At 70.4% G+C, this 22,696-nt stretch carries 24 protein-coding genes and 1 pseudogene; 12 read left to right on the forward strand and 13 right to left on the reverse strand.

The annotated features are described in order from the left end of the window. Window positions 1-40 precede the first annotated feature (40 nt). Together G6N60_RS04730 and G6N60_RS04735 are read right to left on the reverse strand one after the other, a co-directional pair. The gene (locus tag G6N60_RS04730; RefSeq protein ID WP_163743464.1) at window positions 41-979 is read right to left on the reverse strand and encodes a cobalamin biosynthesis protein; all 939 of its coding nucleotides are present in this window, start codon (window positions 977-979) and stop codon (window positions 41-43) included. Continuing rightward, entirely contained in the window at window positions 976-2,955 is a 1,980-nt protein-coding gene (locus G6N60_RS04735; protein ID WP_407665263.1) for a VWA domain-containing protein, read from the reverse strand. The genes G6N60_RS04730 and G6N60_RS04735 overlap by 4 nt, the downstream gene beginning before the upstream one ends. Before the next feature lie 75 nt (window positions 2,956-3,030). On the opposite strand from G6N60_RS04735, the gene cbiE reads away from it, so the two are divergent. Continuing rightward, entirely contained in the window at window positions 3,031-4,272 is a 1,242-nt protein-coding gene (gene cbiE / locus G6N60_RS04740) for a precorrin-6y C5,15-methyltransferase (decarboxylating) subunit CbiE (RefSeq protein WP_179969642.1), read from the forward strand. On the opposite strand, the gene bluB is transcribed toward cbiE, so the two are convergent. From bluB to G6N60_RS04760, 4 genes are read right to left on the reverse strand one after another with little or no spacing between them, the layout of a single operon-like run. Continuing rightward, window positions 4,257-4,901: a 5,6-dimethylbenzimidazole synthase gene (bluB, locus tag G6N60_RS04745; RefSeq protein ID WP_163733259.1), complete on the reverse strand. Its 645-nt coding sequence runs from the start codon at window positions 4,899-4,901 to the stop codon at window positions 4,257-4,259. The two genes, cbiE and bluB, sit on opposite strands and share 16 nt — an antisense overlap. Then, window positions 4,898-5,662, reverse strand: a complete 765-nt coding sequence (gene cobM / locus G6N60_RS04750) for a precorrin-4 C(11)-methyltransferase (protein WP_372510927.1) — start codon at window positions 5,660-5,662, stop codon at window positions 4,898-4,900. Before cobM ends, bluB begins: the two co-directional genes overlap by 4 nt. After that, the gene (locus G6N60_RS04755) at window positions 5,659-7,170 is read right to left on the reverse strand and encodes a precorrin-2 C(20)-methyltransferase (protein ID WP_163733265.1); all 1,512 of its coding nucleotides are present in this window, start codon (window positions 7,168-7,170) and stop codon (window positions 5,659-5,661) included. Before G6N60_RS04755 ends, cobM begins: the two co-directional genes overlap by 4 nt. Next, a complete protein-coding gene (locus tag G6N60_RS04760) occupies window positions 7,167-7,841 on the reverse strand; it encodes a precorrin-8X methylmutase (protein WP_163733268.1) in 675 nt (224 codons plus the stop codon). The genes G6N60_RS04755 and G6N60_RS04760 overlap by 4 nt, the downstream gene beginning before the upstream one ends. 117 nt (window positions 7,842-7,958) lie before the next feature. Between G6N60_RS04760 and G6N60_RS04765 the strand changes: the two genes are divergently transcribed. The 3 genes from G6N60_RS04765 to G6N60_RS04775 all read left to right on the forward strand — a co-directional run bounded on the left by G6N60_RS04765 (window position 7,959) and on the right by G6N60_RS04775 (window position 10,632). Then, window positions 7,959-8,477, forward strand: coding sequence for a gamma carbonic anhydrase family protein (locus G6N60_RS04765; RefSeq protein WP_163733271.1), 519 nt, complete (start codon window positions 7,959-7,961; stop codon window positions 8,475-8,477). Between the two features lie 37 nt (window positions 8,478-8,514). Next, a complete protein-coding gene (locus G6N60_RS04770) occupies window positions 8,515-9,264 on the forward strand; it encodes a GAF and ANTAR domain-containing protein (protein WP_246240310.1) in 750 nt (249 codons plus the stop codon). A gap of 270 nt (window positions 9,265-9,534) precedes the next feature. Continuing rightward, on the forward strand, window positions 9,535-10,632 hold the full coding sequence (locus G6N60_RS04775; RefSeq protein ID WP_163743469.1) for a glycosyltransferase: 1,098 nt from the start codon (window positions 9,535-9,537) through the stop codon (window positions 10,630-10,632). Between the two features lie 23 nt (window positions 10,633-10,655). On the opposite strand, the gene G6N60_RS04780 is transcribed toward G6N60_RS04775, so the two are convergent. Together G6N60_RS04780 and G6N60_RS04785 are read right to left on the reverse strand one after the other, a co-directional pair. Then, window positions 10,656-10,955, reverse strand: a complete 300-nt coding sequence (locus tag G6N60_RS04780; RefSeq protein WP_163733277.1) for a hypothetical protein — start codon at window positions 10,953-10,955, stop codon at window positions 10,656-10,658. Window positions 10,956-11,094: 139 nt separating this feature from the next. After that, the gene (locus G6N60_RS04785) at window positions 11,095-11,772 is read right to left on the reverse strand and encodes a haloacid dehalogenase type II (protein ID WP_163733280.1); all 678 of its coding nucleotides are present in this window, start codon (window positions 11,770-11,772) and stop codon (window positions 11,095-11,097) included. A gap of 55 nt (window positions 11,773-11,827) precedes the next feature. Here G6N60_RS04785 and G6N60_RS04790 point away from each other — a divergent pair, with 55 nt between their 5' ends. The 3 genes from G6N60_RS04790 to G6N60_RS04800 all read left to right on the forward strand — a co-directional run bounded on the left by G6N60_RS04790 (window position 11,828) and on the right by G6N60_RS04800 (window position 13,895). After that, window positions 11,828-12,502 carry a rhomboid-like protein gene (locus tag G6N60_RS04790; RefSeq protein ID WP_163733283.1) on the forward strand — a complete coding sequence of 225 codons (675 nt, stop codon included), beginning with the start codon at window positions 11,828-11,830 and terminating at the stop codon, window positions 12,500-12,502. A 41-nt stretch (window positions 12,503-12,543) separates the two neighbouring features. Further along, window positions 12,544-13,560, forward strand: coding sequence for a DUF7159 family protein (locus tag G6N60_RS04795; protein WP_163733286.1), 1,017 nt, complete (start codon window positions 12,544-12,546; stop codon window positions 13,558-13,560). 86 nt (window positions 13,561-13,646) lie between these two features. Next, the gene (locus G6N60_RS04800) at window positions 13,647-13,895 is read left to right on the forward strand and encodes a hypothetical protein (RefSeq protein ID WP_163733288.1); all 249 of its coding nucleotides are present in this window, start codon (window positions 13,647-13,649) and stop codon (window positions 13,893-13,895) included. On the opposite strand, the gene G6N60_RS04805 is transcribed toward G6N60_RS04800, so the two are convergent. Continuing rightward, a complete protein-coding gene (locus G6N60_RS04805) occupies window positions 13,892-14,281 on the reverse strand; it encodes an SEC-C metal-binding domain-containing protein (RefSeq protein WP_163733291.1) in 390 nt (129 codons plus the stop codon). The genes G6N60_RS04800 and G6N60_RS04805 overlap by 4 nt on opposite strands. Window positions 14,282-14,474: 193 nt before the next feature. Here G6N60_RS04805 and G6N60_RS04810 point away from each other — a divergent pair, with 193 nt between their 5' ends. Together G6N60_RS04810 and G6N60_RS04815 are read left to right on the forward strand one after the other, a co-directional pair. Continuing rightward, on the forward strand, window positions 14,475-15,932 hold the full coding sequence (locus G6N60_RS04810; RefSeq protein ID WP_163733294.1) for a serine/threonine-protein kinase: 1,458 nt from the start codon (window positions 14,475-14,477) through the stop codon (window positions 15,930-15,932). A gap of 125 nt (window positions 15,933-16,057) precedes the next feature. Further along, window positions 16,058-16,762 carry a GntR family transcriptional regulator gene (locus tag G6N60_RS04815; protein ID WP_163733297.1) on the forward strand — a complete coding sequence of 235 codons (705 nt, stop codon included), beginning with the start codon at window positions 16,058-16,060 and terminating at the stop codon, window positions 16,760-16,762. 199 nt (window positions 16,763-16,961) lie between these two features. On the opposite strand, the gene G6N60_RS04820 is transcribed toward G6N60_RS04815, so the two are convergent. Further along, window positions 16,962-17,222 (reverse strand): hypothetical protein, encoded by a 261-nt coding sequence (locus G6N60_RS04820; protein ID WP_163733300.1) that lies wholly within the window; start codon window positions 17,220-17,222, stop codon window positions 16,962-16,964. 34 nt (window positions 17,223-17,256) lie between these two features. Between G6N60_RS04820 and G6N60_RS04825 the strand changes: the two are divergent. From G6N60_RS04825 to G6N60_RS04835, 3 genes and pseudogenes are all read left to right on the forward strand, one after another. Beyond that, a pseudogene (locus tag G6N60_RS04825) lies at window positions 17,257-17,997 on the forward strand (ATP-binding domain-containing protein); the annotation flags it as partial. A gap of 255 nt (window positions 17,998-18,252) precedes the next feature. Continuing rightward, entirely contained in the window at window positions 18,253-18,906 is a 654-nt protein-coding gene (locus G6N60_RS28480) for a hypothetical protein (RefSeq protein WP_246240312.1), read from the forward strand. Window positions 18,907-19,072: 166 nt separating this feature from the next. Further along, complete coding sequence (locus G6N60_RS04835; protein ID WP_163733302.1) at window positions 19,073-20,272, forward strand: hypothetical protein; 1,200 nt, start codon at window positions 19,073-19,075, stop codon at window positions 20,270-20,272. Here G6N60_RS04835 and G6N60_RS04840 read toward each other — a convergent pair. The 3 genes from G6N60_RS04840 to G6N60_RS04850 all read right to left on the reverse strand — a co-directional run bounded on the left by G6N60_RS04840 (window position 20,241) and on the right by G6N60_RS04850 (window position 22,596). Further along, window positions 20,241-21,209 (reverse strand): hypothetical protein, encoded by a 969-nt coding sequence (locus G6N60_RS04840; protein WP_246240315.1) that lies wholly within the window; start codon window positions 21,207-21,209, stop codon window positions 20,241-20,243. The two genes, G6N60_RS04835 and G6N60_RS04840, sit on opposite strands and share 32 nt — an antisense overlap. 242 nt (window positions 21,210-21,451) lie before the next feature. Next, a complete protein-coding gene (locus G6N60_RS04845) occupies window positions 21,452-21,895 on the reverse strand; it encodes an SRPBCC family protein (RefSeq protein WP_163733306.1) in 444 nt (147 codons plus the stop codon). Between the two features lie 20 nt (window positions 21,896-21,915). Further along, window positions 21,916-22,596, reverse strand: coding sequence for a DUF1942 domain-containing protein (locus G6N60_RS04850; RefSeq protein WP_163733309.1), 681 nt, complete (start codon window positions 22,594-22,596; stop codon window positions 21,916-21,918). Between the last annotated feature and the right edge of the window lie 100 nt (window positions 22,597-22,696).

Here is a 22,696-nt window from a genome sequence, read left to right on the forward strand (position 1 = left end):
CACCGCCTGGGGACAACCCGGGCCACCACACCCGAAAACGTCAGTCCCGCATGCTAAGCCGCCCGCAGCGAAGGAGCGAGACGCCCGCCGCCACGGCCGCCGCGGCCCACCCCACGCGCCGGGCGAGGTCCGTCGTAGGGGGAATGTCATCGGGTGTGGGGGTGCGACCATCGCCCATCAGGGCCCGGTGTTCGGTGCGGTTGCCGTAGTAGGTGTTGGTCCCGCCGAGTCGAATGCCAAGGGCGCCAGCGAAGCTCGCCTCGACGACGCCGGCATTGGGGCTGGGGTGGCCGGCGGCGTCACGGCGCCAGGCGGCCCATGCTGCCCCCGGGTTCGGACTCAGTGCGACCACGAGCAGTCCCGCCATCCGTGCTCCGGGGTAGCCGATCAGATCGTCGAAACGCGCTGCTGCCCAACCGAATCGCTCGTATCGAACGTTGTGGTGGCCGACCATGGCGTCGAGCGTGTTGGCCGCGCGATGCATGACGAGGCCCGGCATCCCGGCGACGGCACCCCAGAAATAGGACGTGACGACCGCGTCGCTGGTGTTCTCGGCCACCGATTCGATGACGGCCCGGGCGATCTCGTCCGGGGTGAGGTTCGCGGTGTCCCTGCCGACGAGGTTGCGTAGTCGCCGTCGTGCGCCGTCCACGTCGCCAGAGGTCAGCAGCCCGTGGACAGCCTGCGCTTCCCGTTCCAGTGACCGGCCGCCGAGCACCGCCCACGTGACCGCAGCCGTCGACAGGGCACGCAGCAGTGGTTTTCGACACGATCGCTCGAGCGCAATCGCCAGCCCGGTGCTCCCGCCAACCAACGTGAGGAGGTACAGCACGCCGGCCGAGCGATCGTCGGCGTAGAGACGACGTTCCCATCGCGTGGCCACGCTGCCGAATCCCGCCACGGGATGGAAGCGACGGGGATCGCCGAGCCACCGGTCCGCGGCGTGGCCGAGCAAGAGCCCGGTGGCGCGCGCGATCAGGCCGCGCCCTCGCGGGTGGCCCCGCGGACGATGTCGGTCAGCGCCTCGGCGTTCACCTGGGCGAGCCACACGTGGTCGGCACCCATGTGCTCGGCGAGCGTGCGCGCCAGTCCCATGCGCATCCGACCACTCTCACAGTCCACGACGACCGAGCTGATCCGTTGCGACGCAACGTAGTCCGCAGCCCTTCGGGAGCGGGCCACGGCGTCGGCGCCGGAAGTCGCGCGACCATCGGTGATCACGACCAGCAGCGGGCGGCGGCCAGGGTCTCGGAGGCGTTCGCGGCGTACCAGTTCGACCGCTTCGATGAGACCCTCCGCCAGGGGCGTGCGCCCACCGGCGGGCAGATCGTCGAGTCGCCGGGCCGCGACGTCGACCGACCGCGTCGCGGGCAGCGCCACGTCGGCCCCGTCGCCGCGGAACGTGACGACGGCGACGCGATCCCTGCGCCGGTAGGCGTCGAGCAGCAGCGACAGGATGGCGGTCTTGACCTGGCGCATCCGCTCCCTGGCGGCCATCGACCCGGAGGTGTCGACGACGAACAGCACCAGGTTGGCCTCCCGCCCCTCCCGCACTGCGCGGCGCAGATCCTCGGCGCGCAGCAGCAGCCGGCCGCCGGCGCGACCGCGGACGGCTTGGAAAGGTGCTGCGGCGCGGACGGTTTCGAGCAGATGGATGCCTGCGCCCGCGGCGGCGAGCGGCGTCGCACCGGTGCGTCGGCCCGCAGTGGTGCGGGCCCGGCTGCGCCGCCCGGCCTGACCCTCGCCGACGCCGTCGACGGTGAACAGCCGGGCCCGAAACGGTTCGCCGGCGCCGACCGGAGCGGGCTGGCCGCCGCCCGCGGGACCCGGCTCGGCGCCCGAATCGGCGCCCGTCGAATCCGCCTCACTCTCAGCCGAATCCCCGCCGTCCCCGCCGGGGTCGGGTTCCGGGTCATCCTCCGGGCCCTCGGGTGGCAGCAGTTCGTCGAGTTCGTTCTCCTGCAGACCCGGTGCGTCGAACGGGTTGCGGCGGCGCCGGTGTGGCAGCGCCAGCCGGGCGGCGACCCGGAGGTCCTCGACGGTGATGTCGGTGCGTCCCTGCCACGCCGCGTGCGCGGCCGCGGTGCGGGCGGTGACGATGTCGGCGCGCATCCCGTCGACGCCGAACGCCGAGCACACCTCCGCGATCCGCAGGAGTGCCGCCGACGTCAGCTCGACACCGGCAACGCGCTCTTGGGCGTCCGAAATACGTTGCCGCAGAGCCTCTTCAGCCAAACTGTACCGAGAACGAAAGCCCTCGGGATCGGCGTCGAACGCCAGCCTGCGACGCACCACCTCGGCCCGCAGCGCGGGATCCTGCGGGGCGGCGACCTCGACGCTGAGCCCGAATCGGTCCAACAGCTGTGGGCGCAGCTCGCCCTCTTCGGGGTTCATCGTGCCGACGATGACGAATCGCGCCTGGTGCGTGACCGAGATGCCGTCGCGCTCGACCGTCAACCGCCCCATCGCGGCGGCATCGAGCAGCAGGTCGACCAGGTGGTCGTGCAGCAGGTTGACCTCGTCGACGTAGAGGATGCCGCGGTGGGCGCGGGCCAGCAGGCCGGGCTCGAAGTGGACGGCGCCGTCGCTCAGCGCACGCTCGAGATGGATGGAGCCGGCCACCCGGTCCTCGGTCGCGCCGACGGGCAGTTCGACGAGCCGCACCGGGCGCGTCTCGACGGCGGCGTCGGCAGCGAAGGGACCATCGGGTGACAACGGCTGCGGCTCAGCGGGATCGGTGGAGAATCGGTCGCCCGCGATGACCTGAATGTCGGGCAGCAGATCCGCCAGCGCCCGCACCAGCGTCGACTTCGCGGTGCCCTTCTCCCCACGCACCAGCACGCCGCCGATGCCGGGGGAGATCGTGCTGAGTATCAGCGCCAGCGCCATGTCGTCGAGCCCGCCGGGGGCGTCGGGATCGGCGCCGAGAACGGCCGGAAAGGGATAGGACTGCAGCAAGAGGGCTCCGCTCCTTCTTGGCCCCGGGGGGTGCAAGGGGCACCTCGCACCGTTCACGCTAGCATCGCCGCCGTGACGCTTCCCGAGGGCAAGCGCAGCGCCGGGGAGCCACACCACCCGCGTCTGACCGTCGTGGGCATCGGCGCCGACGGCTGGGCCGGCTTGACGGACGCCGCGCGCGTCATCGTGCAACGGGCGGACGTCGTCCTCGGGGCCCCACGCCAGCTTGGACTGCTCCCAGACGCGACCGGACAGCTCCGTCGCGCCTGGCCATCGCCACTGCGTCCGCAACTCGAGGCGCTGCTCGACGAACTCGCGGGACGGGACGTCGTCGCACTCGCGTCGGGTGATCCGCTGGTCAGCGGCATCGGCACCACGTTGATCGACGTCCTCGGCGCCGAGCGGGTCACCGTCGTCCCGCACGTGTCGTCGGTGGCGCTGGCCCGCGCGCGGCTCGGCTGGTCGGCGGAGTCGACCGCGGTCGTCAGCGTCGTCGGGCGCGACGTCCACGCGGTGCTGCGCGAGGTGGCGCCGGAGCGGCGGGTGCTGGTGCTGTCGTCGGACGAGCACACCCCCGGCGCACTCGCGGCGCTGCTGACCGAACACGGCTACGGCGCCACTCGACTGACGGTCCTCGGCGACCTCGGCAGTGACGCGGAGACGCGGGTGGAGGCCACCGCCGCGGCCTTCGACGCCGCGGTGCCCCGCCTGAATATCGTTGCGGCAGAACTGAAGGGACCGCTCACGGTGGGCTGGGCACCCGGTCTGTCCGACGACGCCTTCGAGCACGACGGACAGCTGACCAAGCGGGATCTGCGTGCCTCCGCGCTGGCGCGACTGCTGCCCGCACCGGGCCAGCTGCTGTGGGACGTCGGCGCGGGCGCGGGATCGGTTGGCATCGAGTGGATGCGCGCGCACCCGACCTGCCGGACTATCGCGATCGAGGCCGACGGGGTGCGGGCCGAACGCATCACGCGCAACGCCGCGGCCCTCGGCGTACCCGCTCTGCGAGTGGTCCACGGCAGCGCACCGCAGGCCCTGGCCGGGCAGCCCGCCCCCGATGCGATCTTCGTGGGCGGTGGCGCGTCCCATCCCGGGGTGCTCGAGGGCTGCCTGGCCGCGCTACCCCGGCACGGCCGACTGGTGGTGCACGGCGTGACGCTGGAGACCGAGGTGCTGCTCGCGGACGCCTACCGCGACCACGGCGGCGAGCTGGTGCGCATTCACGTCGAGCACGCCGCGCCGATCGGATCGTTCACCGGCTGGACTCCGGCCCGCGCCGTCACGCAGTGGGCGTATCAGCGCGGGGAGTAACGCTCCTCGTGGACGACGGTGTGCAGCGGCGCCCGCGCGCGCCAGCCGTGGCGTTCGAGGTCGGGAACGTCGGGAAGGTCGGCGACGTGTCCGACGCACAGCCACGCCACCGGCCGCACGTGCGACGGCATGCCGACGAGTGATCGCAGGAAGTCCTCGCGGTAGAACGAGACCCAGCCCACGCCAAGCCCTTCCGCCGTCGCAGCGAGCCAGAGGTTCTGGATCGCGCACACCACGGAGTACAGCCCGGCGTCGTCGATGGCGTGCCTGCCGAGGATCTGCGCGCCGCCGCGGGTGGGGTCGTAGCCGACGACGATGCCGAGTCGCGACTCGAGGATGCCCTCGACCTTGATGCGGGCGAACGTGTCGGCGCGCTCGCCGGCGAGGGTGGCCGCGAAGACGTCGCGTTCGCCGGCCACGTGGTCGCGGAACGCCGTCAGCGTCTCGGGCGCGCGCACCAGCACGAAGTCCCACGGCTGCGACATCCCGACCGACGGGGCGGCGTGGGCGGCCGACAGCAGGCGGTCCAGGACGTCGCCGGCCAACGGTTCGCCGGTGAATTCGCGGCGGGTGTCGCGACGGCGGTGGATGACGTCGTAGAGGCCGTCGACGGTGACCGGCGTGCTCATCGGATCCCCGACCTGTCCCGCGCCGGATCGTAGAGGTGGCTGTCCCCGGCGCAGGGATCAGCCCGTTCGGCCAGCGCCCGGCCGACGAGAATGACTGCGGCCTGGCGTAATTCGGCCGCCTCGACCCGATCGGCGATGTCGGCGACGGTGCCGCGCAGCACCAGTTCGTCCGGCTGGGAGGCCCGGTAGACCACGACGACCGGACAGTCGGGGCCATGGGTGGGTTCGAGTTCGGCCATCAACGTCCTGGTCCTGGTGATCGCGAGGTGCAGCACCAGCGTCGCCCCCGTCTCGGCGAACGCGGTGAGCGACTCGGACTCCGGCATCGCCGTCGAGCGCTGCTGGGTCCGGGTGAGCACCACCGACTGCGTGACCAGGGGCACCGTCAACTCGCGTCCGACGCGGGCGGCCGCGGCGGCGTAGGCAGGCACCCCGGGGGTGACGGTCCACGGCACGCCGTCGGCGTCGAGGCGACGGGTCTGCTCGGAGACGGCGCTGTAGATCGAGGGATCGCCCGACACCAGGCGTACGACGCGCCGGCCTGCCCGCTGCGCGGTGACGAGGTGCTCCACGATGGCGTCCAGGTCGAGGGCTTGGGTGTCGACGAGTTCGGCTGCAGGCGAGCAGTTCTCGAGGATCGCGGCGTCGAGGTAGCTGCCGGGGTAGAGCACGACGTCGGCCTCGCCGAGCAGGCGCGCAGCCCGCAGCGTCAGCAGGTCGGCCGCGCCGGGCCCGGCCCCGACGAACTGGACGGGGTTCACTGCACCCACCTCGGCGTCCACACCCGGCCCGATGCGGTCACGCGCGTATGGGACGCCCCGATCAGCAGCAGGCACTTCATGTCGATGACGTCGGTGTCGAGGTCGCCGAGGGTAGTCACGGTGAGGGACTGCTCGGCGCGCCCCACGTCGCGGCCGACGACGACGACGGTGTCGGCGGAACGGTGCTCCAACAACACCTTTCGGGCCGCGGCGATCTGATCGGGGCGGGTGCGCGAGGCGGGGTTGTAGATGCCGAGCACGAGATCGGCCTCGGCGATGGCGCGCAGCCGCGTCTCGATCACCGCCCACGGCTTGAGCCGGTCGGACAGGCTCAGCACGGCGAAGTCCGCGCCGATGGGGGCGCCGGCGAGGGCGGCGACGGCCTGGACGGCGGACACCCCCGGCACCACCCTGATCGGCACGTCGGCGTAGCGCTCGTCCTCGGCGGCTTCGAAGACCGCCGCGGCCATGCCGAATACGCCTGCGTCGCCGCCGGATACGACGGCCACCCGCTCACCGCGCCTGGCCAGGTCGAGGGCGAATCGCGCGCGGTCGACCTCGACGGTGTTGCCCGACGCGTGCCGCTGCAGGCCCTCCCGCTGCGGGACCCGCGCGACGTAGGGGCCGTAGCCGACGACGTGGTCGACCTCGGCGAGCACGGCCGCGGCCTCCGGGGTGAGCCACTCGTCGGGCCCGGGACCGAGGCCGACGACCAGCAGCTCGGCTACCTCGGTGGCGGGAAGCGTTGTCGTAGAAAGTAATTCACCAATTACCCGGGACCGGCTGCCGTTCAGTGAGTCGCCGTTGACCACGATGAGCGACAGGTACGGCACGGAGGTCTCGTCGACGTCGGCCACCGGCATCCACCGCTCCTCGGGGTGGCTGGCCCGTTCGACGTAGAGGGCGTGCGGAAGGCGTCCCGATGCCGCCAGCGCCCTGCGGACCGCGGGAAAGGTGCGACCCAGCTTCATGATGATGGCGCCGTCGGTGTCGGCGAGCCGGCGCGCCAGCTCGGGTTCGGGCAGCGTGCCGGGCAGCACCGTGAGGACGTCGGTTTGGCGCACCAGCGGCGAGGCCGTCGTCGCGGTGGCGGCGAGGAACGCGGGCAGGCCGGGGACCACCTCGGTCGGGAAGCGTGAGCTGAGACGGTCGTGCATGTACATGTAGGAGCCGTAGAACAGCGGATCGCCCTCGGCGAGCAGGGCGACGGTGCGGCCCGCGGCGAGATGGGTGGCCAGGCGCTGCGCGGACTCCTCGTAGAAGTCGGCGAGCGCGCCCGCGTAGCCGCCGGGGTGGTCGGTGCTGCCGGTGGTGACCGGGTAGCGCAGTTCCTCCTCGATGACGCCGTCGGGGATGAGGTCGGCGGCGATGCCGCGTGCGTAGGACTGCTTGTTGACCCCGGCGTGGTAGGCGACGACGTCGGCGGCGCCAATGATGCGGGCGGCCTTGAGCGTGATGAGCTCGGGATCGCCGGGGCCGAGCCCGACGCCGTAGAACCTGCCCGTCATTCCTTCTCCGAGGCGAGCGCGTTGACGGCCGACGACGTCATCGCCGACCCGCCGAGACGGCCGCGGATCGTGACGAACGGGACGTCGATGCCGTGCTCCCCGGACAGGGCGATCAGCGCGTCCTTCGACTCGGCGGCGCCGATGAACCCAACCGGACAGCCCACGATGGCCGCGGGTCGCGGAGCGCCGTCGAGCAACATCTCGAGCAGGTGGAACAGCGCGGTCGGGGCGTTGCCGATCGCGACGACCGCCCCGTCGAGCAGTGGGGCCCACAGTGACACGGCGGCCGCGGTGCGCGTGGTGCTCCAAGTCCGCGCCAGGTCGGGCACGCGGGGATCGCGCAGGAAGCAGTGCACCTCGTTGCCCGCGGGCAGGCGGCTCGCGGTGATGCCGGTGGCGACCATGTTGGCGTCGCACAGGATGGGGGCGCCCGCGTCGAGCGCGGCCCTGCCGACGCGCACCAGGTCGGGATGGATGACGAGATCCTCGACGACGCTCGGCTGGCCGGTGCCGTGGATCATCCGCACCGCGAGCTTCTCGGCCTCGCGCGGCACCGCGGACAGGTTGGCCTCGCGGCGGATGGCGGCGAACGAGTCGACGTAGATCGCAGGCCCGTCGTCGACGTAGTCGTACCGCTTGGTGGGGCGGGCGATCTGGTCAGAGCTGGGCATCGGTGTCCTTAGCAAGCGTGTCGATCCAGGATGCCGTACCGGGGACTCGCCTCCGTAGGGCACGTCACATTGACTACCACCCGCAGGGTTGCAGCGGCGTAGCGGCACAATGTCCGGATGGCTGAACCGCTGATCCTGACCGTGCTGGGGAACGCCCCGCAGATCCACCACGAGAGCTGGGTGGCCCCCAACGCCGCGGTCGTGGGCCGGGTGACGCTGGCCGAGAAGGTCGGCGTCTGGTACTCGGCGACGCTGCGCGCCGAGTTCGAACCCATCGAGATCGGGGCCGGTTCCAACGTGCAGGACAGTGCGACCATCCACGTCGACCCCGGCTTTCCGGCGAAGATCGGCGCGGGCGTCACGATCGGCCACAACGCGGTCCTGCACGGCTGCACGGTCGAGGACGGCAGCCTCATCGGAATGAACGCCACGGTGCTCAACGGCGCGGTCATCGGCGCCGGGTCGACCGTCGCGGCCGGGGCCGTCGTCCCGCAGGGGATGACCGTGCCCCCGCGTTCGCTGGTCGCCGGGGTGCCCGCCAAGGTCCGCCGCGAACTCAGCGATGCCGAGGTGCAGGGCAATCGTGCCAACGCGGCCGCCTACGAATACCTCCTCGGCGTGCACCGCGACGCCTGACGTCGCGGGCCTAGGCTGGCAGCGTGAGGGAGGCCGCGTGAGGGAGGCAGCCGAACACGATGCCGACCTGCGGGCCGGGATCGAGGATCTGTCCGGACTGTTGGCGGGCAGCCTGGGCCTACCCGAACTGCTCGCGCAGGTGGCGGCCTTCACGTGCCGCGCGATCCCCGGCGCCGACGGAGCCGCGGTGACACTGCTGCGGACCGACCCCGAGGCGTCCACCGTCGCCGAGCTCGCGGCCAGCGCGCCGTTCGTCGCGGCGATCGACGAGATTCAGTACGTCACCCTGGGCGAGGGGCCCGGCATCACCGCGGTGCGGGATCGTCGCGCGGTGCGGTCGGGGTCGCTGGGCGGGGAGAAGATGTGGCCGCGGTTCGGGCCGCGCGTGGGCCGGATGGGCGTGCACAGCGCGCTGGCCCTGCCGTTGCTGCTGCCCGGTCGCGTGGTCGGTGCCATCAGCGTCTACGCCCACGGCAAGGACGTGTTCGACGCGCATGCCGAAGAACTCGGCGAGCTGTTCGCCAAACCGGCCGCCGCCGCGGTCCACAACGCGCAGGTGCTCGCCGAGGCGCTGACGCTCAACGCTCAGCTCCGCAGGGCGCTGTCGTCGCGGCCGGTGATCGATCAGGCCATCGGCATCATCCGGGGCCGCACCGGGCGTTCGGCCGACGACGCGTTCGCCCAACTGCAGGCGATGAGCCAGTCCGAACACCGCAAGCTCGCCGAGGTCGCGGCGCTCGTCGTCGACGAGGCGGTGCGCCGGGCGCACGCCCGCAAGTCGTCCTGACGGCCTCGGTCGGCCCGTCTAGCTGTGCTGATGGGTCAAGACGAGCCGTCGCGGATGCTAACCTGATGGGCGTTGGGAACCCAACCAGTCCGGGATTGAGGCAGCTGTCCGCCGCTGCGCTCGCCGAGCATCCGCTCACGCCGGACACGTCGGTGACATCCGCCCGTCGGGAACACCTTGAACGCACCCTCCCGTTTTCCGCCCTTCTCCGGTCATGCCGTGACGCACGGCCACGGCGCATCGCACGGCCACGGCAACCCCAGCATCGGCATGCTGACCACCTTTCCGCCGACACCGTGCGGGCTCGCGACCTTCAGCGCCGGACTCGCCCATGGGCTGTCCGCCAAGGGCTGCGACGTCGGCGTGGTCCGCGTCGCCGACGGCCAGGAGGCCTCCAGCGCCGCCGTCGTCGGTGAGTTCGTGCCGGGCTCGTCGGCGTCGATCGCCGGGTGCGTCGAGCTGTTGAACCAGCGGGACGTCGCCGTGCTCCAGCACGACTTCGACCTGTACGGCGACGCGGTGCTCGACGTCATCGACGATCTCCGCGTCCCGGCCATCGTCGTCGCTCACGACGTTCCCAAACACCCGAGCGCACAACAGCTTTCGCTGATGAGGGCCATGGTCGCCAAGGCCGGCCGCGTCGTGGCGATGTCCGAGGCCGCCACGGACCGGCTGTGCCTGGACTACGCCGTCGACCGCAGGAAGGTCGTCGCCATCCACCGCGGTGCGACGCTACCGACCGTGGCGCCCCTGAAGCGCGCGGGCCGGCCCACCTTGCTGACGTGGGGTCTGATGGGGCCGGGCAAGGGCGTCGAGCGGGTCATCGACGCGATGGCCTCGCTGAAGGAGCTACGCGGTCAACCGCGCTACCTCGTCGCCGGGGCCACCCACCCGAGGGTGCTGGCGACCGAGGGCGAGGCCTACCGCGAGTCCTGTGTCGAGCGGGCCAGGGCCACCGGTGTCGCCGGCGCCGTCGGCTTCGACTCCATCTACCGCAGCACCGCGTCGCTGGCCGCGCTCATCCAGACCTCGGCGGCCGTCGTGCTGCCGTACGACTCCACCGACCAGGCCAACTCGGGGGTGCTCGTCGACGCGCTCGCCGCCGGCCGCCCCGTCGTGGCCACCGCCTTCCCGCACGCGGTCGAATTACTCGGCAGCGGAGCGGGAGTCGTGGTCGACCACGACGATCCCGACGCGCTGCTCCTGGCATTGCGGCGCATGCTGACCGACCCCCGGATGACCGGCGACATGGCAGCGGAGGCGCGGCGCCTGGCGCCGTCGATGGGCTGGCCCGTCGCCGCGTCGGCATATCTGGACCTGGTACGCCGCGTGGTGTCCGAGCGGACGGCGATGGTGGGGCGCAGCTGACGCGACGGGACCCTGGCGGGTGCCTAGTCGAGATCCTTCAGCTGCGCGCGCATGTCGGCGGCCTGCCGGGCATCGGGGGATTGCGTGCGCCTGCTCCTGGTGCGAAAGGCCTTGATCCCGTTGTCGACGTTCGCGGCCTGAGCGCGTCGGGACAGGACCTCGGCCTCGAGGCGAGCGTCCTCCTCCGCCTCGTCGAGGATGCCGTTGCCGCCGAGCATGCGCCGGTCGGCGCGAAACTTGATGCCGAACCACGTGACGATGCCGACGAGGATCAGCGCCACCACGATGGCGACGACGATCAGGACGACCGTGTTGGTACTCATGCCGTCGCCTCGAATCCTCGGTGGAACTCCAGTACACGCGGATATCCGTCCGGTGTCAATTTGCTTGATACGGGGTCGAACCTACCCTTCGTCGGATGCGGCGACGGGGTAGCTCGGCCAGCCGTTATCAGTCCTGCTGTCAACGGTTTTGGAGCTGCGCGGCCAGGTCGAGGAGGTCGCGGGCGATCACGTCCGGCTGCGGCACACCCGGTGTCACCAGGGCCGCATTGCCCGGCCGGGTGATGAGCGCGCCACGCATGCCTGCGCCCTGCCCGCCGATCGTGTCCCAGCAGTGCGCCGCGACCAGCGTGCACGCCGAGACCGGCACGCCGAGTCGGGCCGCCACGTTGGCATACAGCGCGGACGCCGGCTTGAAGACCCGTTCGGTGTGCACGCTGAACTGCTGCTCGACGTACCCGGACAGGCCCGCCGAGTCGAGAGCCGACGGCGAATTCGGTTGGCTCGGTGAGTTGGTCAGCGTCACGAGTCGGTACCCCTGGTCGCGCAGCGCCTGCAGACCGGGCTCGACGTCGGGGTGGGCGGGCATCGTCCGCATGGCCGTGGCGAGGGCTTCCTCGTCGTCCTGGGTGACGTCGACGCCCCGGATGTCGCCGACCATGCGCAGGGCGGCGCGGCCCAGCGCGATGAAGTCGGTGTAGTACCCGGCCAGCGTCACCGTCATCGAGTACGTGACCAATTCGCCGAACCACGTGCGCATGATGGCGGGGTCACCGAAGATTCGCTCGAAGGTGGGCGTGAGCGACTCGATGTCGATGAGGGTCTCGTTGACGTCGAACACCAGCACCCGGTCGTCCATGCCCCCAGTCAACACGTCCGGCGGCGCTCGAGCACGCGGCGGCTAGGTTGGTGCCATGGACGATGCGGTGTCGAAGCGTCTCGTGCGCGGCGTCACCGGCGCACCGCTGACGTACGTCTGGTTGGTCGTCCTGTTCGTCACGACGCGGGTGCAGCGCTCGGCGGGCCGCCGGGGTGCGCGGCGTCTGCAGCAGGCGCACTCGACCAACCTGCGGCGGCTGCGCACCGAACCCTCGCGGGTGCTGACGACCAGCCTGTTCTGGCTCGACGGCCGGGTGTGGTGGCCGTACGTGCCGGCGTTCGTCGCCCTCGTCGCCCCGGCCGAGCGTCGATTGCGTTGGTGGCGTTGGCTTCTCATCGGCATCGCCGCACACGTCATCGGGACCTACGTCAGCCAGGCGCGGCTGCGCCGACACATCGATCGCGGCGCCGCACCGAAGCGGCTGGCCGACGCTCGCGACGTGGGCGTCAGCTACTTCGCCTTCGGCGTGATAGCCACCCTGGCGGGCTATGCGCGCCCGCCCTGGCGTAGGCGCAGCCAGGTGGCCGGGCTCGCCGTTCTCGGCGGTATCGCGGGGGCCGCGCCGACCTATACCGCGATCGGGCATCTGGTCGCGTTCGCGGTCGGGCTGGCGGCCGTTCCGCTGGCGCCCGATCGCGACGGGCAGCCGTATCCGGCCGTGCAGCGCCCGATTCCGCATTCGCGTTTCAACGGCGGGGGTCAGCGGTAACCTCAGAGGTCGAACGCAGATGGTCGATCGGGGGCGCGCTGATGGACTGTGTACTCGGCCTCTCGCTGACCACGACGGCGCTGCGCTGGGTCTTGGTCGCCGGCCGCACGGGCGACGGTGAGCCGATCGACCGTGGCGAAGTCGACATCCCCGATCTGGCAACCCTGGATGCCGACCTCCTCGTGCACGCCGTCCTGAACCCCGACGTCGTCGCCGAGGAGGCGATTCGCGTCGTCGGCGTCACCGCCACCAAGGATGCCGAGTCGGCGGCCGCCGAGGTCGTCGCCGCGTTCGTCGCGCGCGACCACCGCGACGTCGTGTCGGTCTCCGACGACGCGGCCGTCGCGGCCCTGGCCGACGGCATCGTCGACATCACCGACTACGACGACGTCGCCGTCTGCGTCGTCGAGCCGGACTCGGCGTTCGTGGCGCTCGTCGAGAGCGGGTGGGTCACGGTCGAGGACATCGACCGGCCCGCGGACCGGGCCGATGCGATCGAGCTCACCAGCAGCGCCCTCACCGCGCTCGACGGGCACCCCACCGACGCGATCTTCGTCATCGGGTCCGACGACGTCGGCGTACTGGTCTCCGCGTTCGAGGCCGTCGCCGACGCCCCCGTGATCTCCGCGGCCGAGGCGGATCTCGCGCTGGCCCGCGGTGCCGCGCTCGCCGCGGCGCGCACGCTCGACATGTCCGACCGGTGGTCGGGAGAGCCGACGGTGCTGGCCGGGCGGGCCGGGCGGACCGGAGTGCTGGCCGCGATACTGGCCGTCGCGGTCGTGACGTTCGTGGTGTCGGTGTCCCTTGCGCTCCAGCGCCAGGCCACCCACGTCACTCCGGCGAAGCACCAAACCGTCACCGCCGCAGCGGATTACACACCGGTGCCCGCCGCGGGCAAGCCGTCGGTCGCCTTTCCGGAGGCGGGTCGGTCCTTCGCCCAGACGATGATCGCCAAGGCGCCCCCGCCGCCGGCCGCGGTGCCCGCCGCGGTGCCGACGACGCCGCCGCGGACCAGCCCGCCGCGGCGAGTTGCCAGCGGGTTGGCGAGTTCTCCATAGCTGATACTTAACCGGGCTTACTACTCTGAGGTGCGGGAGTACGGCGGGATGGCGTTCTCCCGGAACGGCTTTGGAAGAGGTGCGCCATGTTCGACGTCAAGAAGATCGCAGCGGGAGCGGCCATCGCGGGCTCCCTCGGGCTGGCCGCGCTCGGCGCCGGCGCCGGGGTGGCCAACGCCGACCCGTACTGGGGACACGGGCACGGCTGGGGCGGACCGGCCTGGGGCGGATACGCGCCGCCGCCACCGCCGCCCTACTACGGCTACGGCGGATACAACGGCTACGGCGGTGGGTGCGTGACCGGTCCGCTGGGGTTGCTGCACTTCTGCAACTAGCGCGCTCTGCGGCCGTGGCACTTCTGGTAGCGACGCCCGGAGTGGCAGAAGCACGGGCTGCGTCTCGGTAGCGGCAACTCGCCCAGCCGGTCGGCGGCCACCTTGTCGACGACTTCGGTCAGCTGTGCGGGTGTGGCCGGCTCGTCGGAGATCGCGTACAGCGCGACGAGGACGTCGAGAACCGTCCGGAGGCGGGTGTCCGGCGCTGCCCTCAGCGAGAGCCGCAGGCGTTGCAGGCTGGTCAGTGAGAGGCCGTAGAGCGCCTGACACTGCGACCCGGCGTCCGGGGGTGCCGCGCAGTACGGGCACGAGGCGACGATGGTCGCGCGGATCGGGAAGCCGCAGTCGGCACAGGTGCGGAGCACGATGGCGATGTCGTCGCGCACGGTGGTCTCCTAGCAAATGTCTGACTGGTTCCGGTCAAGGGTACTGAGAGTTCCTTTCGCAGCCAAACCACGTGCTAGCTAACATCGCCGGCGGCACCGGTTGACGATTTTGCTGGACCGCCCCTCGTCGGGCCGACCTGTACGCTGGCCCCAAAGAACCGGCTGGTGCGGTAGCGGCGAGGGAGGATGACGTATGGGCTCCCGGGGTGCCGGCTCGCGGCTCGGCACGCAGTTCGGGCCCTACGAGCTTCAGGAATTGATCGGCCTCGGCGGGATGGGCGAGGTGTACCGGGCGTACGACACCGTCCGGGGGCGCACCGTCGCGCTGAAGTTGCTGCGCGCCGACATGGCCGCCGACCCGAGCTTCCAGGAGCGGTTCCGTCGCGAATCGCGGATCACGGCTCGGCTGCAGGAGCCGCACGTCATCCCGGTGCACGACTTCGGCGAGATCGACGGCGTGCTCTTCATCGACATGCGCCTCGTCGAGGGCGGCAGCGTCAAGGGCGAACTGCGCGCCCACGGGGTGCTGCCGCCGGCGCGGGCGGTGTGGATCGTCTCCCAGGTGGCGTCGGCCCTGGACGCCGCGCACGCCAACGGGCTGGTCCACCGCGACATCAAGCCGGAGAACGTGCTGCTCACCTCCGACGACTTCGCCTACCTCGTCGACTTCGGCATTGCCCACGGCGGCGGCGAGGCGTCGGTGACCAAGACGGGCCTCGTCATGGGGTCGTGCGCGTACATGGCCACCGAACGGCTCAGCGGCAAACCCGGCGGCCCGGCGTCGGACGTGTATTCGCTGACGTGCCTGCTGTACGAGTGCCTGACCGGTCGCGCGCCGTTCGAGGCGGCGGACCTGCGGGCGGTGATGAGCGCTCACGTGTTCGCGCCACCGCCGCGGCCGAGCGTGGCCAGGCCCGGCCTCAACCCGGCGTTCGACGCCGTGATCGCCACCGGGATGGCCAAGGACCCCGCGGACCGGTACGCCTCGGCGGGCGAATTGGCGCGCGCGGCGGCGGCAGCCGCGTCGGCCCGGCCCGTCGCCGTCGGACAGCCGCCGATGCGGACGCGGCAATTCGACGCGCCACCGCCGCCCTACGCGCCCGTCCCGCCGGTGGCACCGGTCGCCCGGTCCCGGTTCAGCGGGACGCAAAAGGCGTTGCTGGCGGGCACGGTGGCGATGTTCGCGCTGGCGGCGGGGCTCGCTGCAGCGATCGTGTTCACGGGCGGCTCGACGCCGTCGTCACCAAAGACCCCGCTGGCCGCGCCGCCGCCCTCGACCGCCAGTGCGTCGACCACGACCTCGAGCCCGTCGTCGGCGCCGCTGGCGGGGCTGTCGGACGTCGACGCGCAGGGGTTCGTCGACCACGCGGCGCGCTGCGATGCCGGCGACTCACTGCAGTCGGCGATCCGGACGGCGTCGTCGCTGGCCGTGATCTGCCGGACCTCGTCGGGAGACTTCTACTACCACGGTGAGCGTCTGAGCGACGGAGCCAACGTCAAGATCGCGAACGCCGTACCGACGGGCGACGGGTTCGACGCGGTGAATCCGGCCGACGGGGCCCGCTACCAGGTGCGCCCCGACGAGCTGACGATCATCAGCAACGGGCACGTCGACTCCGCGGAGCCGGCGTTGGAGTGGGGCTCGGCTTAGCCGAGCATCGCGTCGCACCCCGAGCGTCCCCCATGCAGCTGGGGGGGTGAAACGGCTCGCCGGTCCTCCCATCTGCAGGGGATAGGGTCAGTCCAGCACAGGCCGGTGCGGGAAGGGGTGAACCGTTGGGCGGAACCGTGGACGGGTTGGGCGCGATCGACCTCCACGGGTCGACCGCCCGCACCGCGCACGTCGCGGTCATCGACGAGCTGCGCCGGGCCATGCTGACCGGGGTGTTGCCGCCGGGCACGCGGCTGGTGCAAGCCGACCTCGCCCGCTCGCTGCACGTGAGCGTCACGCCGGTGCGAGAAGCGTTGCGGGACTTGGTCGCCGAGGGCCTGGTGGACTTCGACGCCTACCGCGGGGCCACGGTCCACACGCCGACGCTGGCGGAACTCGAGGAGATCTACCAGATCCGGTTCCTCCTCACCCCGCCCGCGGTGCGCGAGGCCGTCGCCCGCATCACCGACGCGGAGATCTCGGAGGCCGAGTCGATCGCCGCCCAGATGGAGTCCGCCACCGACCACGCCGAGTGGGTCGAGTTCAACCGTCGCTTCCACCACGTCCTCACCGCGGCGTCGCGTCGCACGCACCTGCAGGACGTCATCAACCGAATGTCGAACCTGTCGACGCTGTACGTCGCGGTGTCCCTCGGCGCCTCGGCGGGCACCCGGCGCCGAGGCGACCGGGACCATGCCGCCCTGATCCGGGCCTACCGCCGCCGCGACGCGGAGCGCGCCGTGGCCGTCAGCCTCAAGCACATCGAGCAGACCCTCGACGACGCCCGGCGCGCGATCGTCGGTCTCGGCGGCCGAACCGGCGCTGGATGATCGGGCTCCGCCGGAAGCCGCCGCACCCCGCCCCACCTCCTCGGACCTCTTCCGTGCCTCTCCCGGACGATGACGCGCGTGGGACCCTAACCGCCATTCGCACGCCACGGCTGTCCAGACCGCGCGGATCGGCCAATCCGCGACCCTGAGGTGCGGCCCGGCCGTAGCGCCCCATCCGAGGCACATCCGCCAGGCCGCGTCAGCCCTGCACGCCCCCGGCGATCACCGCACCGGCGCGGTCGCCCAGGGTGGACTCCGCGCCGCCGGCCTCGAGCAGCCGACCCGACATGGTCTTGGCGAGCACGTGCTCCCCGCCGGTGATCGGCCCGTAGCGCGGCGGGTTCTCGGGCCCGGTGCACGTCGGCAGGCACTCGACGAGCGCGTCGTAGTTGCCCTCGTGGAAGAAGGGCACCGAGCGACGACGCCGAATCACGTTGTCGCGGCTGAGAACCGGGGTCACGCGGTGAAGCGTCGAGCGCCAGCGGTCGTTGGTCCACTGGGAACACGACCTCCCGCTCCAAATGGCCGACCTCGCAGCTGAACTCGAGCCGGGACACCGCTTCGACTCGATCGTCGTCGACGAGGCGCAGGACTTTGCGGATGCGTGGTGGGACCCGCTGCTCGCTGCCCTGAAGGATCCCGTTGAGGGCGGCATCTACGTGTTCAGCGACGAGGGTCAGCGCGTCTTCAACCGGCACGGCTCACCGCCCGTGCCATTGGCCCCGCTCATCCTCGACCACAACCTGCGCAACACCCGCCAGATCGCGAACGCGTTCCAACCGCTCGTCGACAGCCCGATGAAGTTCCTGGGCGGCGAGGGTCCGGCCGTCACGTTCGTGCCGTGCGATCGCGACGACGCGCTCGGCGTCGGAGACGATCAGATCGATCTTCTCCTCGAAGAGGGTTGGCGGCCAGAGGATCTCGCGCTGTTGACTACCGGCAGCCGGCATCCCGAACAGGCTGAGCGTCAGCGCGACGGGCACAAGGCCTACTGGGATACCTTCTGGGACGCCGAGCAGGTGTTCTACGGCCACGTCCTCGGCTTCAAGGGTCTCGAGCGGCGGGCCGTCGTGCTCGTCGTCAACGAGGACGCCAAGTTCGAGCGGTCGCGGGAGCGGCTGTACGTCGGATTGTCCAGAGCGCGAGACCAACTCGTTGTTTGCGGTGACCCGAACTTCATCCGTGAGGTCGGCGGTCAGGATCTCGCCCGCCGCCTCAACATTGCGCTGTCCTAGAAGTAGCTTGACAGGACGCCGGGCTCGCCTCGGGGCCCAAGACTTCCACCCGACCAGAGCAACTCATGCCAGCATCGAATTGTCGTACCCGGCTGAAATGATGAGGCGATGGAGCAACTCGTTCGGCACCGTCTGCACATCGCCCAATCAATGGATTGGAAGGACGCGGTGATCGCCCTTGTCGAGCCGCGGTCGCCGTATCGGCCATGGCGTTACGGAACGACGGAGGCGAAGGAGGGCGACACGGTCGTTTTCGTGCTCAACACGGACCCGCCCTCGGTGTTGGCCGACGTGGCGCGCGTCAAGGCCGAGAATCACCTTGCAGAGGCAGTGTTCGACGGGGCCCTGTACGACCCGAACCTGTTGGAGCTGTCCACGATTGGGAAGGTGCTCGGCCTCGAACCCCGGGCCGCGAATGCCTGGTCCTTTGACGGCGACGACGCGATCAAGCTGGAACTGTCGCTGGAGGAGTGCCGCTACTTCTGCGCGCCGGAGAGCCGCTTCGGTCGCAACACGATGGCCGCGGCGCGGACCCTGCTGCGGTTCGGCGGGTATTGCGATGGCTGCGACCAACAGATCGACCTCACCGGCGAGGGCGCCCGCAAGGAGATCTTCGTCCACACCGTCGACCACCGCATGCGGTTGGCGCCCGACTCGGCTGTCGACGACTGGCCTGCCGTGATGTGCACCCGCTGTCACGGGCGGATGGCCGCCGAGGGGCACACCAGGTTCGTCGACTTCAAGTTCGCGCAATACCCAGGGTGCCCCGAGTGCGGCGCGCGCCGCACCGCGAGTCTCTTCTACGGCATGCCGTCCGACCACGCCAACATCCCGCCGTGGCGTTGGGCGGCCGGGTGCTGCTTGGGGCCCGAGAGGTGGGGTTGCAAGGAATGCGGTCACGACTGGTGACGCGCTTCGGCCCGGGCGCCTGACGGAACCGGTCGGCACTCCTGCCTGTCGCCCGGCAGATCAGATCGTCACGCGGAGAGACCTTAGCCGCCGCACCGAACCCCCTTCACGCAGGCGAACAACCAACTCGCGCAGCCGCATTCGCTGGCTAACGTCAGCCGCCGACGTGTCGGTGGCCGTGGGTAGTTTTCGCCGCATGAACGATGCACGCAGGCTCCGCGCTGCCAAACAGAAGCGGCGAGACATCCGCCGTGCGCGGAAGCGCCGACCCACCGAAAACGACGACAACGTCTTGGTCACCACCATTCGCAGTGCACTGGCCAAACACCCTGTGGCCCTCCTCGACATGGCGAGCCTGTTGATCGGCGTGCTCGACCTCAAGGACGACGCGGAGAGGGCGGACGGCTTGTGCAAGTTCGTCAACACCCTCGCCCAGCTGCACTGTCGCGAGGCGACCGCCCTGCTCGCCGTGTTCGCCGAACTGATTCTCGACGACGCGGCGCTGCGGGAGCGTTGCCGAGGGGAGGTGTCGACGCGAAGGGACTGGCTGCCGAGGTGGATCGTCGACCTGCCGCGGGTCGAGGTGCACCGGGTCGCGCGGCTGCCCGACGAGTTCGGCGACGCCCACGAGTTGCTGCTCGGACTTCGCGTGCCCGGTGCGCGCGAGCTGACACTGTATGCGTATCTCTACCATCTAGGGCTGTCCACGCTGACGGACTTCATCCTGCTGCCGGAACCGATTGGCCGGGTCATCAATGAAACGGGACGGGAATGGGAGGACATGGAGCCTGCCGACGTCCGTTCGTGGCTCGAGCACGGACTGCGGCTCGGACCGATGTTCGTGCTCATAGAGTGTCGCCCCGCCCTACCGCTGCTGAAGTGGGTGATCGCCAAGCTTCCGGCCGGAGGCCGCCCGTTCATGCCGCCCGCGGGGGATGAGGACGAGGTCTCCGAGATGCTCGACGGGTTCTTCGCATCGCCATCCGGTGCACCCTTTCGTGACCCCGACTACCGCGACCTCCTGAGCGGACTATGCGATACCGGCTGCGGCGACCCGTCCCGGTGGAGCATCTGGCGCATCTCGAGCATCTTGCGTCACCCTGACGCCAGCCAGTATGTCCCACTGGAGATCACGCTGGACGCCCCCGCGCTGCTGCGCGCCTACGTACCCTTCGCCCACGCGCACAGCAGAATTCGTCGGGAACTCACCGAAGGAGCTATCGCCAAGATCGACGAGCTGAGCCTGGGCTACAAGCGACAGCTGATCGAGCAGGCCACCGAATTCGGCGATGACGACGTCCACCCGCCGACATGGCTCTTCCCCAACGCGACCGCTACTTCGCCGCCGCCCGCACCTGGCGGGTGACGCGCTTCAGGAGCTCGTCGTCGACGCTCATGTGTAGCGAAATGGGTTCGGCCGCAACGGTTCCGCTGCCGAGACGCATCAGATCCGGCATCCGGGCGATGCAGTCGGTGAAGTCGTCGATGAACGTCTCGTAACCGTCCAACGGAATGGACATCAGCCGACAGCAGTCACGCATCAGGCCCGAGAACGTCGTCGGGGTGTCTAGGTCTCGGCACTCCTCGGCCAGCGCGAGGAAGCGATCGTGATAGTCCATCAGCCGGTTGGCGACCTGCACGATGCCCTCGGCGTCCGCGGTGCTCTCGTCGTCGCGGTGCCCGAACACCTCCATGAAGGCCGGCGTCTGCATGAACGCCTCGGTCTGACCGACGAGCTTCACCAGTTCGTCCATCCTGGCGGTGACGAAGCGCGCGACCTCCGCACCGCTACTCGCGCGCCCGCTCGGTGTCGCATAGCCGAGTCGCACGTCGCGCACACGCGATCGCACCGTGGCCTGCCGCTGCACCAGGACGGATGCGAACACCGCCCATCGCCAACCGGGCGGTTTGTCTGCGAGCAGGGTCGTCAGCTCGCCGGCGGTGTTCGCGACCCCGGCGATCGTTCCGTCCGGCGGCACGGGTGGCGGCTGAGGAGAGAAGTCGCGCATGAGTGCTGCGCCTTCGACGCCGTACACGCCCCGGGCGTCACCACGCTGCGCCAGCCGGTTCTGCCGGTCCGCGCGGTAGGCGATCTCCTCGGCCTCACGCCTGGCCGCCGCGCGACGCTCTTGGACGTGGCGGGTCACCGCGCGCGCTGCGAAGAAGAGCCCGACGGCTGCCGCCGCGGCGAGCAACCACCAGAAGAACTTCACGATCAATCCGATGACGAGCAAGACCCCGAACAGGGCCGCCGCCCCGCCGGTGTTTCTTCCGCTCGTCCGCGAGCGACGCCTGGCTGACATGGCCGAAATGTAGCTGGAGCTACCGACACGTCGGGGGCTTGCGCTGTGGCCACGGCCGTGGCGCTAGGTCGAATTGCCCGTCACGGTCGTGATGAGGAAGCGTTGGCGCGTTCCAACGACCCTAGGGTGCGGATCGGTCCTAGTGCCTCGATGGCACATCGACCTGCAGACGTACGTCTCGCGAAGACGCCTGCCCGCGTGCAGGCAAGGCCGCCGTGCAACCAAGGCAGCCCGAACGCGAGCTACCCGCGTTTCTTCACCGCCATCACTCGCTTGCGCAGTCCGTCGGTCGCCGTGGACATCAAACCGGAGGCGCCCTTCTTGATGAGGAAGCCAGGCAGCGGCGCGAACAGGTCGACCATCAGGTCCAACCGGACCACGGTGGAGGCCCCGTCGGGCGTCAGCGTGTAGCGACCCTCCTGCGCACGTTGCTGCTTGGACTTCACCAGCGTCCAACTCACGCCGTCGGGATGGAAGGTGTAGTCGAGCAACTGCTCGTCGCTGACCCCGACGATCTTGACGACCTGGCGCGACTTGCTCGGCCGGCCCTCGTCGTCACGCTCCAGGATCTCGATCTCCTGGTGCGCCGACGACCATTCGACGAGGGATTCCAGATCGATCAGCACCGCCATGATCTCGTCGGGGGTTGCCTCGATCGTGACTTCGCGAGATTCACTGACTGCCATGGTGAGTCAGTCAATCACCTCTAGTGGTTGTTGCCGACGGGCGGTGTGCTGCCAGACGGGCCATAGGGTCCGTTCTGCACGCCGTTGCTCACCGGTGGGGGCGTGGCCAGGTTGGGACCCGTCGAACCGTTCACGCTCGTATCTCCGCCGCCATCCGTGCTCGAGGACGTTCCGCCGCTACTGTCCGTTCCCGGCGTGATCTGCCCGGGCTCGATCGGCTGGGGTCCCACCCAGCCCAACAGGTCCTGCGTGTCGGCGTTGTAGATGACGCTGTCGGGGTTGTCTCCCACGACGTCGAAGTAGAGCTTTCCGTCGGCCGTGGCGCCTTGGCCGAGGGGTGCGCCGCTCAGGGTGGAGACGTTCGCCAGCACCCGGTAGTCGGTACCTCCCGGAGTGCGGGCGACGAAGTCGACGATCTGCGGGAAGACCGTACCCACGACGGCGGTGGTGGTGACGTTGGCCTCGTAGAGCCGGCCCGCCACCGGGTACGGCACGGGGTCGCGGCTCGGCCTGAGATTCTTGACGGTGTAACCGATTTCGCTGTTGAAGTCGCCGAGGGTGACGAAGTTCTTCAAGGTCTCCTGCACGCCGAAGTTCTTGATGTTGTTGATCGCGTAGGCGGGCGCCACGGCGAAGGTACTGAACAGCGTGGTCGCTCCGACGACGACTCCGGCGATTCGCGTGGCGTTCTTGATCCTCATTCGTGCTTCCCTTCGGCGTTCAACCCGCGTGACACGAGGTTCTTACCCAGGGAATCATGCGGCAAACGCATGTTCGTCTTACGTAATATTTGCTGTTAGG

Source organism: Mycolicibacterium madagascariense (assembly GCF_010729665.1).
Classification (GTDB): Bacteria; Actinomycetota; Actinomycetes; order Mycobacteriales; family Mycobacteriaceae; genus Mycobacterium; species Mycobacterium madagascariense.